The 13,339-nt window shown below is 69.7% G+C and carries 11 protein-coding genes; 9 read left to right on the top strand and 2 right to left on the bottom strand.

Annotation, left to right across the window (positions count from 1 at the left end; all coding sequences use genetic code 11):
• The first annotated feature begins 3 nt into the window (after positions 1-3).
• The 8 genes from pheT to ESP57_RS15510 all read left to right on the top strand — a co-directional run bounded on the left by pheT (position 4) and on the right by ESP57_RS15510 (position 10,283).
• Entirely contained in the window at positions 4-2,529 is a 2,526-nt protein-coding gene (gene pheT, locus ESP57_RS15545; RefSeq protein WP_056013486.1) for a phenylalanine--tRNA ligase subunit beta, read from the top strand.
• 388 nt (positions 2,530-2,917) lie between these two features.
• Positions 2,918-3,961 (top strand): N-acetyl-gamma-glutamyl-phosphate reductase, encoded by a 1,044-nt coding sequence (argC, locus tag ESP57_RS15540; RefSeq protein ID WP_115962686.1) that lies wholly within the window; start codon positions 2,918-2,920, stop codon positions 3,959-3,961.
• Positions 3,958-5,109, top strand: coding sequence for a bifunctional glutamate N-acetyltransferase/amino-acid acetyltransferase ArgJ (argJ, locus tag ESP57_RS15535; protein WP_129232203.1), 1,152 nt, complete (start codon positions 3,958-3,960; stop codon positions 5,107-5,109). Before argC ends, argJ begins: the two co-directional genes overlap by 4 nt.
• A 2-nt stretch (positions 5,110-5,111) precedes the next feature.
• The gene (argB, locus tag ESP57_RS15530; protein WP_056013477.1) at positions 5,112-6,014 is read left to right on the top strand and encodes an acetylglutamate kinase; all 903 of its coding nucleotides are present in this window, start codon (positions 5,112-5,114) and stop codon (positions 6,012-6,014) included.
• Positions 6,011-7,198, top strand: a complete 1,188-nt coding sequence (locus ESP57_RS15525) for an acetylornithine transaminase (RefSeq protein WP_056013474.1) — start codon at positions 6,011-6,013, stop codon at positions 7,196-7,198. The genes argB and ESP57_RS15525 overlap by 4 nt, the downstream gene beginning before the upstream one ends.
• A 33-nt stretch (positions 7,199-7,231) precedes the next feature.
• Positions 7,232-8,161, top strand: coding sequence for an ornithine carbamoyltransferase (gene argF, locus ESP57_RS15520; RefSeq protein ID WP_056013471.1), 930 nt, complete (start codon positions 7,232-7,234; stop codon positions 8,159-8,161).
• Complete coding sequence (argH, locus tag ESP57_RS15515) at positions 8,161-9,669, top strand: argininosuccinate lyase (RefSeq protein ID WP_129232202.1); 1,509 nt, start codon at positions 8,161-8,163, stop codon at positions 9,667-9,669. Before argF ends, argH begins: the two co-directional genes overlap by 1 nt.
• Complete coding sequence (locus ESP57_RS15510; protein WP_129232201.1) at positions 9,666-10,283, top strand: DNA-3-methyladenine glycosylase; 618 nt, start codon at positions 9,666-9,668, stop codon at positions 10,281-10,283. The genes argH and ESP57_RS15510 overlap by 4 nt, the downstream gene beginning before the upstream one ends.
• 39 nt (positions 10,284-10,322) lie before the next feature.
• On the opposite strand, the gene ESP57_RS15505 is transcribed toward ESP57_RS15510, so the two are convergent.
• Positions 10,323-10,925, bottom strand: a complete 603-nt coding sequence (locus ESP57_RS15505; protein WP_129232200.1) for a hypothetical protein — start codon at positions 10,923-10,925, stop codon at positions 10,323-10,325.
• Positions 10,922-11,527, bottom strand: a complete 606-nt coding sequence (locus ESP57_RS15500; RefSeq protein ID WP_056013458.1) for a hypothetical protein — start codon at positions 11,525-11,527, stop codon at positions 10,922-10,924. The genes ESP57_RS15505 and ESP57_RS15500 overlap by 4 nt, the downstream gene beginning before the upstream one ends.
• A gap of 107 nt (positions 11,528-11,634) precedes the next feature.
• Between ESP57_RS15500 and tyrS the strand changes: the two genes are divergently transcribed.
• Entirely contained in the window at positions 11,635-12,936 is a 1,302-nt protein-coding gene (tyrS, locus tag ESP57_RS15495) for a tyrosine--tRNA ligase (RefSeq protein ID WP_129232199.1), read from the top strand.
• Positions 12,937-13,339: the final 403 nt, after the last annotated feature.

Below are 13,339 nucleotides of genomic sequence, written 5' to 3'. Positions count from 1 at the left end.
AAGATGCGAGTTCCACTGAGCTGGCTCGCCGAGTACGTCGAGCTCGTGCCCGGCACGACGCCTGAAGACGTGCACGCCGCACTCGTCAAGGTCGGCCTCGAAGAGGAGGACGTGCACACGTTCGACCTCGAGGGCCCGATCGTCGTGGGCGAGGTGCTCGAGTTCGTCGAGGAGCCGCAGTCCAACGGCAAGACGATCCGCTGGTGCCAGGTGCGCGTCGCCCCCGAGGGTGAGACGGCGGCCGACGGCGGCGACGCCGTGCACGGCATCGTCTGCGGTGCCCGCAACTTCTTCGTCGGCGACAAGGTCGTCGTGACGCTGCCGGGCGCCGTGCTGCCCGGCCCGTTCCCGATCGCCGCCCGCAAGACCTACGGTCACGTCTCCGACGGCATGATCGCCTCGGCGCGCGAGCTCGGCCTCGGTGAAGACCACGACGGCATCCTGCGGCTCTCGACGCTCGGCATCGACGCACCCGTCGGCACCGACGCGATCACGCTCCTCGGCCTCGACGACGCCGCGATCGAGATCAACGTCACGCCCGACCGCGGCTACGCGTTCTCCATCCGCGGTGTCGCTCGCGAGTACGCGCACGCCACGGGGGCCCGCTTCCGCGACCCCGTCGAGCAGGCTGTGCCGGCGGATGTCTCCGATGACGCGTTCTCCGTCGTGATCGACGATGCGGCTCCGATCCGCGGCAAGATCGGCTCCTCGGTCTTCGCCACGCGCATCGTGCGCGACGTCGACGCCTCCCGCCCGACGCCGGCGTGGATGATCGCACGGCTGAAGCTCGCCGGCATCCGCTCGATCTCGCTGCTCGTCGACATCACGAACTACGTCATGCTCGAGCTCGGCCAGCCGATCCACGGCTACGACCTCGACCAGCTCCGCGGCGGCATCGTCGTGCGGCGCGCCACGGTGGGGGAGAAGTTCACCACGCTCGACGGCAAGGAGCGCACGCTCCACGTCGAAGACCTCGTCGTCACCGACGACCGCGGCCCGATCGGCCTCGGCGGCGTCATGGGCGGCGCGGAGACCGAGATGGGCGACGAGACGCGCAACGTGCTCGTCGAGGCCGCCAACTGGGACCCGGTGTCGATCGCGCGCACCGCACGTCGCCACAAGCTGCCGAGCGAAGCGGCCAAGCGCTACGAGCGCGGCGTCGACCCCGAGATCGCGGCCGCGGCCGTCTCCCGTGTCGCGCAGCTCATGGTCGACCTCGCCGGCGGCACCGCCGATGCAGGCGGCTCGCTCATCTCGACCGCGCCGGCGCGCGAGGCGATCCTCCTTCCCGCGGGCTTCGTCTCGTCGATCATCGGCGTCGAGTACACCGAAGACGAGGTGCACGATGCCCTCGCCGAGATCGGCGGCGTCATCACCGCCGTCGACGGCGGCTTCTCGGTCGTGCCGCCGGCCTGGCGACCCGACCTGACCGGCCGCGAAGAGCTCGCCGAAGAGGTCGCCCGCCTGATCGGCTACGACCGCATCCCGTCGGTGCTTCCCGTCGCGCCGCCCGGTCGCGGGCTCACCCGCTCCCAGCGCCTGCGCCGGCGCACCGCTGACACGCTCGCCGCAGCCGGATCGGTCGAGGTGCTCTCGTTCCCGTTCGTCTCCGAGGCCGACAACGCCGTGTTCGGCAGCGCCGACGGTGCCCCCGTGGCATCCGTGCGCATCGCGAACGCCCTCGACCAGACGGTGCCGTTCCTGCGTCGTTCGCTCGTGCCCGGCCTGATCGGCGCCGCGCGTCGCAACCTCTCGCGGGGTCTCACCGACCTCGACCTGTTCGAGATCGGCACGGTGTTCCTGCCCGAGCCGGGGCGCAGCTACGGGTCGCTCGAGCTGCCGGCGGGCAACGCGAAGCCGAGCGACGAGCTGCTCGCGGCGCTCGACGCCGGCATCCCGCCGCAGCCGCGCCATCTCGGTGCGCTCATCCTCGGCGACACCGTGGCGAAGCAGCCGGGTCAGCCCGCGGTTCCGGCCGGTATCGCGGATGCGCTCGACATCGTGCGCCAGGTCGAGCTCGCGACCGGTGCCCGTATCGACGTTTCGCAGGGTTCTCACCGGGCGATGCACCCCGGACGCACGGCCGAGCTGCGCGTCGACGGCACGCTCGTCGGTTTCGCCGGTGAACTGCTGCCGGCGCTCGCGATCGAAGCCGACCTGCCACGCGTCGTCGCGGTCGTCGAGCTCGATCTCGACGCCGTCATCGCGCTGACCGATGCCGCTCTGGAGGCGCGCACGATCGACACGATGCCCGCCGCGACGCAGGACCTCTCGCTCATCGTGCCCGTCGGAGTCGCGGCCGCGGAGGTCGCCGCGGCGATCCGCGAGGGAGCGGGCGCGCTGCTCGAGCAGCTCTCGATCGTCGACGACTACCGCGGCCAGGGCGTGCCCGCCGACGCGAAGAGCCTGACGTTCGCGCTCAGGTTCCGCGCCGACGATCGCACATTGACGGCCGCGGAGGCGAGCGAGGCGAAGCTCGCCGGTGCGGCGCTCGCGAACGAGCGCTTCGGGGCGACCATCCGCGAGTGAACCCTGTCGCCTGATCCGCTGATCGCGCGCGATTCCGAGGAGATCTGCGATTCAGAGGGTGATCGAGCTCCGATCCGCCCTCGGAATCGCAGATCTCCTCGTTTCGGAGATGGCCGCGACGCCAGCCGGTCATGCGTTTGCGCAGCGCGACCTGCCCCGGCTAGGGTCGCTTGTATGTCCGCCGCTCGGTTCGCAGCCCCCGCACGCATCTCGCGTGTCGTCGTGGTGCGCAGCCGACGTCGTGGCGAGCGCCGACTCTAGGCGACCCCGGCATGCGGCAACGAAGCCGAAGCAGGTGTCGCCGGAGCCATCCCTCGACCTCCTCGACCATTCAGGTCGTGAGCGTCGCCGGGAGTCACTCGACCACTCCGACCTTTAAGGTGGAACCATGACGTTCACCGTCGCCGTTTCCGGCGCGTCCGGCTATGCCGGAGGCGAGATCCTTCGCCTCCTCGCCGATCATCCCGATTTCGACGTGCGCACCGTGACCGCGCACTCCAACGCCGGCCAGCCGCTCATCGCGGTGCAGCCGCACCTGCGCAGCTACACGCACCTCACCCTGAAGGACACGACGGCCGAGAACCTCGCCGGTCACGACATCGTGTTCCTCGCGTTGCCGCACGGGGCTTCCGGTGCGATCGCCGCGCAGCTCCCGGCCGAGACCCTCGTCATCGACTGCGGTGCCGACCACCGCCTCGAGAGCAAGTCCGATTGGGCCGCGTTCTACGGTGGCGACTTCCACGGGGCGTGGACGTACGGCGTGCCCGAACTGCCGCGCCTGTCGGGCACGCAGCGCGACCGGCTCGCGAAGACGAAGCGCATCGCGGCCCCGGGCTGCAACGCGTCGACCGTCGCATTGTCGCTCGCGCCCGGCATCCGCGCCGGGGTCATCGAGGCGTCCGATGTCGTGTCGGTCCTCGCCGTCGGCCCCTCCGGAGCCGGCAAGAGCCTGAAGGCGCACCTGCTCGGCTCGGAGATCCTCGGATCGGCGAATCCCTACTCGGTCGGCGGCGTGCACCGGCACATCCCCGAGATCCAGCAGGCGCTGCGCTGGGCGGGGGGTGGCAACCCGACCATCTCGTTCACTCCGGTCATCGTGCCGATGTCGCGGGGCATCCTCGCGACGTCGACGGCGCGCATCGTGCCCGGCACGGATGCCTCGGCGGTCCGCGCCGCGTGGGAGGACGCCTATGCCGGCGAACGCTTCGTGCAGTTGCTGCCCGAGGGCCAGTTCCCGCGCACCGCCGACGTGCTCGGCGCCAACACCGCGCTCCTCGGCCTCCAGGTCGACGAGAACTCGGGCCGCGCCGTCGTGGTCGCTGCCGTCGACAACCTCGTGAAGGGCACCGCGGGTGCCGCCATCCAGTCCGCGAACATCGCACTCGGGCTCACCGAGTCGACCGGGCTCCCCGTGAACGGAGTCGCCCCGTGACCGTCACCCAACCGCAGGGATTCGAAGCCGCCGGCATCGCGGCGGGCATCAAGCGCTCGGGAGCACTCGACCTCGCACTCGTCGTGAATCGCGGCCCGGCGCAGGAGGCCGCAGTCGTCTTCACCTCGAACCGCGCGCAGGCGAACCCGATCATCTGGTCGAAGCAGGTCGCGGCCGACGGCATCGTCTCGGCGATCGTGCTGAACTCCGGCGGCGCCAACTGCTTCACCGGCCCCGAGGGCTTCCAGGTCACGCACCGCACGGCCGAGGCCGTCGCGTCGGGCCTCGGCATCGCGGCCGGCGACGTGCTCGTCTGCTCGACCGGTCTCATCGGCGACCAGCTCGACGGCGAGGTGCTCGAAGAGGGTGTCGTCTCGGCGATCGCCCGTCTCGCGACCGACGGCGGCGACGACGCGGCTCGCGCGATCATGACGACCGACACGACGCCGAAGCAGGTCGTCGTCGAGGGTGACGGCTGGTCCATCGGCGGCATCGCGAAGGGCGCGGGCATGCTGGCACCCGGCCTCGCGACGATGCTGGTGGTCCTCACGACGGATGCCGCGTTGCCGGCCGGTGCCCTCGACCTCGCGCTCCGCTCCGCCACGCGCGTGACCTTCGACCGGCTCGACTCCGACGGCTGCATGTCGACGAACGACCAGGTCTCGCTGCTCGCCTCCGGTGCCTCGGGCGTCACGCCCGATCTCGCAGAGTTCACCGCGGCCCTCACCGAGGCCTGCCGGAGCCTCGCATTGCAGCTCCAAGCGGATGCCGAGGGCGCGAGCCACGACATCGCGATCGAGGTCGTCGGCGCGGTCACCGAAGACGACGCGGTCGAGGTCGGCCGTTCCGTCGCCCGCAACAACCTCTTCAAGGCGGCGATCTTCGGCAACGACCCCAACTGGGGCCGGGTGCTCGCCGCGATCGGCACCACGAGCGCGCCGTTCGACCCGTACCTCGTCGACGTCTCGATGAACGGGGTGCGCGTCTGCCACGCCGGTCGCCCTGACGCCCCGCGCGACCAGGTCGACCTCACGCCGCGTGCCACGCACGTGCTCATCGAGCTGCATGCCGGCGAGGCATCCGCCACCATCTTCACGAACGATCTCACGCACGACTACGTGCACGAGAACAGCGCCTACGCGAGTTGAGCATGAGCGACGAGACAGAATCAGAAGACACGAACGACGCCGCCGCGAAAGCCCAGGTGCTCATCGATTCGCTGCCCTGGCTGAAGCGATTCCACGGCGAGACGATCGTCGTCAAGTTCGGCGGCAACGCCATGGTCAGCCCCGAGCTGCAGCGCGCGTTCGCGGAAGACATGGTCTACCTGCGGTACGCGGGCATCAAGCCGGTCGTGGTGCACGGCGGCGGCCCGCAGATCTCGGCGATGCTCGAGCGGCTCGGCATTCCGAGCGAGTTCCGCGGCGGCTACCGCGTGACGACGCCCGAGACGATGGACGTCGTGCGTATGGTGCTCTCGGGCCAGGTCAACCGTGAACTCGTCTCGCTCATCAACGAGCACGGGCCGCTGGCGTCGGGCCTTTCGGGCGAAGACGCCGGGCTCTTCACGGGTCGACGGCGCGGCGCGGTCGTCGACGGCGAAGAGGTCGACCTCGGGCTCGTCGGCGACGTCATCGCCGTCGACCCGGCCGCGGTGCTCGCCGAGCTCGACGCCGAGCGCATCCCCGTGGTCTCCTCGATCGCACCCGATGGCGACGTCACCGGGCAGTCGCTCAACGTCAACGCGGACTCGGCAGCAGCATCGCTCGCGGTCGCACTCGGCGCGGCGAAGCTCGTGATCCTCACCGACGTCGCGGGCCTCTACCGCGACTGGCCGAACCGGGACTCGCTCGTCTCGGTCATCGACGTGCCCTCGCTCATCGAACTGCTGCCGAGCCTCGAGTCGGGCATGATCCCGAAGATGGCTGCGTGCCTCGAAGCCGTCGAGGGCGGTGTCGCGAAGGCCGCGATCATCGACGGCCGCGTGCCGCACTCGATCCTCCTCGAGGTCTTCACGCAATCGGGCATCGGCACGGAGGTGGTGGCGGCATGAACGACTGGCAGCTGCGGTTCGACCAGCGCATCATGCGCTCCATCGGCATGCCGCTCGCGAAGCTCGAGCACGGGTCGGGTGCGTGGGTGACGGATGCCGCGGGCACGACGTACCTCGACTTCCTCGCCGGTATCGCGGTGAACTCCCTCGGCCACGCGCATCCTGTCTTCGTCGAGGCGGTGACGGCACAAGCGTCGAAGCTCGCGCACGTGTCGAACTACTTCACGACCGAGCCCGCGCTCGAACTCGCCGAGCGGCTCGTGCGCCTCGCCGGTGCCGGGCCCGACGGGCGCGCCTGGTTCGGCAACTCGGGCGCAGAAGCCAACGAGGCGGCGTTCAAGCTCGCCCGCCTGAACAACTCCGGCGGCGCGCGCACCCGCGTGATCGCGCTCGTCGACGCCTTCCACGGGCGCACGATGGGGTCGCTGGCCCTGACCGGCAAGCCGCACATGCGGGCGCCGTTCGAGCCGATGGCCGGGGGAGTTGAGCACATCCCCGCCACGATCGAGGCCCTCGAGGCATCCATCGACGACGCGGTCGCGGCCGTCTTCGTCGAGCCCATCCAGGGCGAGGCCGGCGTCGTCGAGCTCCCGCCGGGCTTCCTCGAGGCCGCGCGCGAGCTGACGCTCCGCCATGGCGCGCTGCTCGTCATCGACGAGATCCAGACCGGTGCCGGGCGCACCGGCGAGTGGTTCGGATTCCAGCACGCCGGCATCACGCCCGACGCGATCACGGTTGCGAAGGGCATCGGCGGCGGCATGCCGATCGGCGGTCTCATCACGTTCGGCCGCGCCTCCGGGCTCTACCAGAAGGGCCATCACGGATCGACGTTCGGCGGCAATCCGCTCGCGACCGCCGTCGCGAACGCCGTGCTCGGCGAGATCGAGCGCGCCGGCCTCGTCGACAACGCCGCCGTGCGCGGCCCGCAGTTGCGCCGGCGCATCGAGGCGATCGGTTCGCCGCTCGTCGAGGGCACGCGGGGCCGCGGACTCCTCGTCGGCGTGGCGCTCTCCGCGCCGGTCGCCGGCGACGTCGTCGCCCACGCCATGCGTCACGGCCTGATCGTGAACGCCGCCAACGACACCACCATCCGCATCGCGCCGCCGCTCATCATCGGCGATGCCGAGATCGACGAGTTCGAGACGCGCTTCACTCGCGCCCTCGCCGATGCACACCCGTACTGACCCGACCGACCTCCCCACGAACGGACGCACCACATGACCCGCCACTTCCTCCGGGACGACGACCTGACCCAGGCCGAGCAGACCGAGATCCTCGATCTCGCGGAGCAGCTCAAGGCCGACCGCTGGTCGCAGACGCCGCTCGCCGGCCCGCAGACCGTCGCCGTGATCTTCGACAAGTCCTCGACGCGCACGCGCGTGTCGTTCGCCGTCGGCATTGCCGACTTGGGCGGCTCGCCGCTCATCATCTCGACCGCGAACAGCCAGCTCGGCGGAAAGGAGACCCCCTCCGACACCGCTCGCGTGCTCGAGCGCATGGTCTCGGCGATCGTGTGGCGCACCTATGCCCAGTCGGGGCTCGAAGAGATGGCCGCGGGCACCACGGTGCCCGTCGTCAACGCGCTGTCCGACGACTTCCACCCGTGCCAGCTGCTCGCCGACCTGCTCACGATCCGCGAGCACAAGGGCCGGCTCGCCGGGCTCACCCTCACTTTCCTCGGCGACGGCCGCAGCAACATGGCGCAGTCCTACCTGCTCGCCGGCGCCACCGCGGGCATGCACGTGCGCGTCGCGGCTCCGGCGGAGTTCGCCCCCGAGGCATCCGTCGTGGCAGATGCCGAGCGCATCGCGGCGACCACCGGCGGTTCCGTCGCCGTCGTCACCGACGCTCGCGAGTCCGTCACGGGCGTCGATGTCGTCGTCACCGACACCTGGGTGTCGATGGGCAAAGAGGAGGAGAAGGCGCATCGCGTCGCCACCTTCGGCTCGTACCAGGTCGATGCCGAACTCATGTCGCTCGCGGCATCCGATGCGGTGTTCATGCACTGCCTGCCCGCCGATCGCGGCTACGAGGTGAGTGCCGACGTGATCGACGGCCCGCAGTCGATCATCTGGGACGAGGCCGAGAACCGCCTGCACGCGCAGAAGGCGCTGCTCGTGTGGCTGCTCGCGAGGAAGGACGCCTGATGAGCGACGTGAACGGCACCGACGACAACACTCGCGCCGACGACGCGAACGACGCGCACGGCACCAACGAGGGCTCGCTCTGGGGCGCCCGATTCGCGAGCGGTCCGTCGCCCGAGCTGCAGCGGCTCTCGAAGTCCACCCACTTCGACTGGCAGCTCGCGGGCTACGACCTCGCGGGATCCCGTGCGCACGCTCGCGCGCTCGCTGCGGCGGGGTATCTCGAAGCCGACGAGCTCGAGGCCATGCTCGCCGGGCTCGACACCCTCGAGGGCCGAGTGATCTCGGGCGAGATCGTCGCAAGCGATGCCGATGAAGACGTCCACGGAGCCCTCGAGGCGGCGTTGATCACGATCGTCGGCCCCGAGCTCGGCGGCAAGCTCCGCGCGGGACGCAGCCGCAACGACCAGATCGCCACGCTCGTGCGCCTGTACCTGAAAGACCATGCAGCGACCATCGGGCGCGACCTCGTGCACCTCATCGACGCGCTCGCCGCGCAGGCCGATGCGCACCGCACCGCGATCATGCCGGGGCGCACGCACCTGCAACACGCGCAGCCCGTGCTGCTCGCCCACCACCTGCTCGCCCACGCGTGGGCGCTCTCGCGGGATCTTGAACGGCTCGTCGACTGGACGAAGCGAGCGGATGTCTCGCCGTACGGCGGGGGAGCCCTCGCCGGGTCGACGCTCGGTCTCGACGCGGCATCCGTCGCCCGCGACCTCGGCCTGGCCCGTCCCGCCGAGAATTCCATCGACGGCACCGCGAGCCGCGACGTCGTCGCCGAGTTCGCGTTCGTGACGGCGATGATCGGAATCGATCTCTCGCGATTCGCGGAGGAGATCATCCTCTGGAACACCCGGGAGTTCGGCTTCGTCACGCTGCACGACGGCTACTCGACCGGGTCGTCCATCATGCCGCAGAAGAAGAATCCCGACATCGCCGAGCTCGCGCGGGGCAAGTCGGGCCGTCTCATCGGCAACCTGACGGGGCTCCTCGCGACGCTGAAGGCGCTGCCGCTCGCGTACAACCGCGACCTGCAGGAGGACAAGGAGCCCGTCTTCGACTCCGTCGAGACGCTCGAGGTGCTGCTGCCGGCGTTCACGGGAATGATGGCGACGCTGACCTTCCACACCGAGCGCATGGCCGAGCTCGCGCCTGCCGGGTTCTCCTTGGCCACGGATGTCGCGGAGTGGCTCGTGAAGCGGCGGGTGCCGTTCCGCGACGCCCACGAGATCACCGGCGCCCTCGTCCGGTACGCCGAGGAGCACTCGCTCGAGCTCGACGAGGTCGACGACGCAGCCCTCGCGACGATCTCGCCGCACCTCACGCCCGAGGTGCGGGAGGTGCTGACGGTCGAGGGATCCGTCGCGAGCCGCGACGGCATCGGCGGCACGGCGCCGGTGCGCGTCGCCGAGCAGTTCTCCCAGCTCGCCGACCGCGTGCGGCATCTCGTCGGGAGCCTCCCTGAGGCGCACAGCCCGGCGGCGCACAGCGCGGAGGCGCGCAGCTGAGCGGACTCGTCACCCCCGACCGGGAGTTCTTCGCACAGGACCCCGTCGTGCTCGCACCGCTCCTCCTCGGAGCGGTGCTGAGCTACGACGCCCCCGACGGACGGGTGGCGATCCGGCTCTCGGAGGTCGAGGCGTACCGAGGCGTCGGCGAGGATCCCGGTTCCCATGCATTCCGTGGCCGCACCCCGCGCAACGAGGTCATGTTCGGTGCGCCGGGGCACCTGTACGCGTACTTCAGTTACGGCATGCACGTCTGCCTGAACATCGTCGCCCGGCCCGCCGGAACCTCGTCGGGCGTCCTGATGCGCGGGGCCACGATCGTCGACGGACTCGAGCTCGCGAGGAGCCGTCGGCCCGGTGTGAGCGATCGCGACCTCGCCAGGGGCCCCGGCAGGCTCGCGAAAGCCCTCGGAGTGCCGCTGGAGGCGGGCGGCAGCGATCTGCTGTCCCCGCCGTTCGCGCTGCAAGTGCCGGCGACGGCCCTGCATTCCGCGAGCGGCCCGCGCACTGGCGTCGGCGGTGAAGGCGGCGGGTCGCAGTACCCGTGGCGGTTCTGGCTCCCCGGCGACGAGGGGGTCTCGCCGTACCGGCGCCACAAGCTCGCCGCGGAGTGAGCAGCGCGGGCGCGCGACATCCGCTGCGCTCGACGAGGCTCAGCTCAACGCGAGATGCACGACGAGTGCGCCCGCGCAGGCCCAGATGAGGCTCGCGAAGGTGCCGATGATGAATCGTTCGCGCGCTTCAGGTGCCTCGAGTTCGGTGAAGCGCCCCACGCCCTTGATCGCGACGACGATCGCGAGCGCCTCCGGGAATCCGGCGATGATCGCGCCGGCCGAGGCGACGCGTTCGAGCACGCCGATCGTGAGCCCGCCGCGCAGCACCTCGCGCCTGGTGGCGGCCTGCACGCCGCGATGCTCCTCGTCCGCCGACCGTTTCTCGGCGACGATGATGCCGCCGTGGAGGCCGGGTGCGACGGTGCCGCCCATCGCGAGGTCGAGCGCCGTGGCCGCGGCCGGGCTGCCGCCGAAGACGGCGACGGTGAGGCCGAGCACGGTGATGAGGGGGGCCAGGCCGAATTGGGCCGGCCCGGTCGCCGATGCCGCTGCGAGCAGCGCGACGCCGAGCGTGCCCGCCGCGAACCAGATGTAGGCACGGCGCGGTCGCAGGTAGGCGAGCACCGAGAGTGCCGCCGCGGCGACCAGCGACATCACCAGGGCGGACCAGGTGATGGCATCGGCGATGACGAAGAGGTTCATGCGCGGGCTCCCGTCGAGCTGTCGAGGTTCTCGAGCAGCCTAGCGAGCGCCGGCACAGCGTCGAGCTCCGCACGGATATTGGCCGACTTCATGCGCGAGCTGATCGCCGGCGCGCTCACGCCGAGCTCGTCGGCGATCTGCGACTGCATGGCACCTGCCACGATGCGGTCGTAGACCTCCCAGCCCTGTTCCGATCTGCGCTCGCGCAGGAGGAGGGCGAGCTTGAACAGCGACTCGACGTGTTCGGCATCGTCGTGCGCCGCCTCGATCGCGAGCCGGGGCGAACTCTTCTTCGCACGCTCGACCGCGTCGCGAGCGGCGAAGAACGCCTCGCCGCTCGCCTCCCGGATGTCCGACGGAAGCGGGTCCCGCACGTCACCGCATCCGATGCCGACGCTCCAGGCGCCGTCGCGGGTGAGTTCGAAGACGACCTCCACGACGGTGCGAGCGTCGCGGGTGAGCAGCTGGATCTCGTCTCCTGCGTTGCGCGCGACCGGCAGGAGCAGCTTCTCGCCGTGGTCGCGCTGGATGCGGTCCCGCTCGGCGCCGGCGAGATCGGCGTTCGTGCGGCTCGCGACCTGGTCCGCGGTGACGACGATCATGTGGCTCCTTCAGGTTGCAGCCTTCATCTGCTAGTGAATAAGCATACAACATTAATCACGAATCGGTTAGAGATGGAACCTAATCCACTCGCTGATACCCTGACGGAGTGTCAGACCCAGTGATCCTCGAATCCCAGCAGAACGACGCCTCCTTCGCAGACGTCTGGGAGGAGCTCGTCTGGCGCGGCCTCGTGCACGTGTCGACCGACCAGGCTGCGCTGAAAGAGCTGCTCTCGGGCGAGCCGATCACGTATTACTGCGGGTTCGACCCGACAGCACCGAGCCTGCACCTCGGCAATCTCGTGCAGCTGCTGACGATGCGCCGTCTCCAGCTCGCCGGTCACAAGCCGCTCGGCCTCGTCGGCGGTTCGACGGGCCTGATCGGCGATCCTCGGCCGACGGCCGAGCGCACGCTGAACACGAAGGAGACCGTCGCCGAGTGGGTCGGCTACCTGCAGGGCCAGGTCTCGCGGTTCCTCTCGGGAGAGGGCGACAACGCGGTTCGGCTCGTCAACAACCTCGATTGGACCGGCGGGCTCTCCGCCATCGACTTCCTGCGCGAGATCGGCAAGCACTACCGCGTCGGCACGATGTTGAAGAAGGATGCGGTGGCGTCGCGCCTGAACTCCGACGCCGGCATCAGCTACACCGAGTTCAGCTACCAGATCCTGCAGGGCTTCGACTACCTCGAGCTCTACCGCCAGTACGGCTGCGTGTTGCAGACGGGCGGCAGCGACCAGTGGGGCAACCTCACGAGCGGCACGGATCTCATCCACAAGGTCGAGGGCGCGAGCGTTCATGCGATCGGCACCCCCCTCGTCACGAACTCCGACGGCACGAAGTTCGGCAAGAGCGAGGGCAACGCCATCTGGCTGGATGCCTCGATGTGCAGCCCGTACGCGTTCTACCAGTTCTGGCTCAACACCGACGATGCCGACGTGATCTCGCGCCTGAAGATCTTCACGTTCCTCAGCCGGGAGCGCATCGAGGAGCTCGAGTCCCTCGTCTCGACCGAGCCGTTCAAGCGCGAGGCGCAGAAGGTGCTCGCGACCGAGGTCACCACCCTCGTGCATGGAGCGGAAGCCACGCAGGCTGTGATCGATGCATCGCGCGCACTGTTCGGCCAAGGCGATCTCGCCGCGCTCGACCCCGCGACCCTCGAGGCCGCGCTTCGCGAGCTTCCGAACACCACGGCGGCGACGGATGCCTCGATCGTCCAGCTCCTCGTCGACACCGGGCTCGTTTCGAGTCAGAGCGAGGGCCGGCGCGCTGTTGCCCAAGGTGGAGTGTCGCTGAACAACGTGCGCATCGACGATGACGCCGCGACGCTCGACAGCTATGTCGAGGCCGGCGGCATGGCCGTGCTGCGCCGTGGCAAGAAGACCCTCGCGGGCATCTTCGTCGGATAGTCGCCGCAGACCTCGTTCCGGGCCCCGGTCATTCATGTCGATGAGTGCCCGGGGCCTTGTGTTTTAGGGGTTTGTGGGTGCGACACGCCCGGGTTGCATGGGTGATTTGCGGTTGGTTGTGGTGTCCGCGTAAAGTAATCCTTCGTTGCCCCACAGGAGCGCAGAGCGGGATTGCTGAGAAGCGTCTGGTTCTGATCCTCAAGTTGGCACGATGATCCCAAGCTTGTGAAGGTGTTTTCTTCCGGGTTTGAAGCGTTCGGATGCGTCCCTGGTGGGATGGCCGGATGAGAACGATGAGCTCCGGTGGTTCGGCCCTGTTGTGGGTTGGTTGTCGGGTGCGTCCGTTCCTTGAGAACTCAACAGCGTGCACTATGTTCAATGCCAATTTTATTGAACCCCAGCT

The sequence above is a fragment of the Agromyces fucosus genome, assembly GCF_004134865.1.
Classification (GTDB): Bacteria; Actinomycetota; Actinomycetes; order Actinomycetales; family Microbacteriaceae; genus Agromyces; species Agromyces fucosus.
This window is presented reverse-complemented; position numbering and strand designations above follow the sequence as displayed.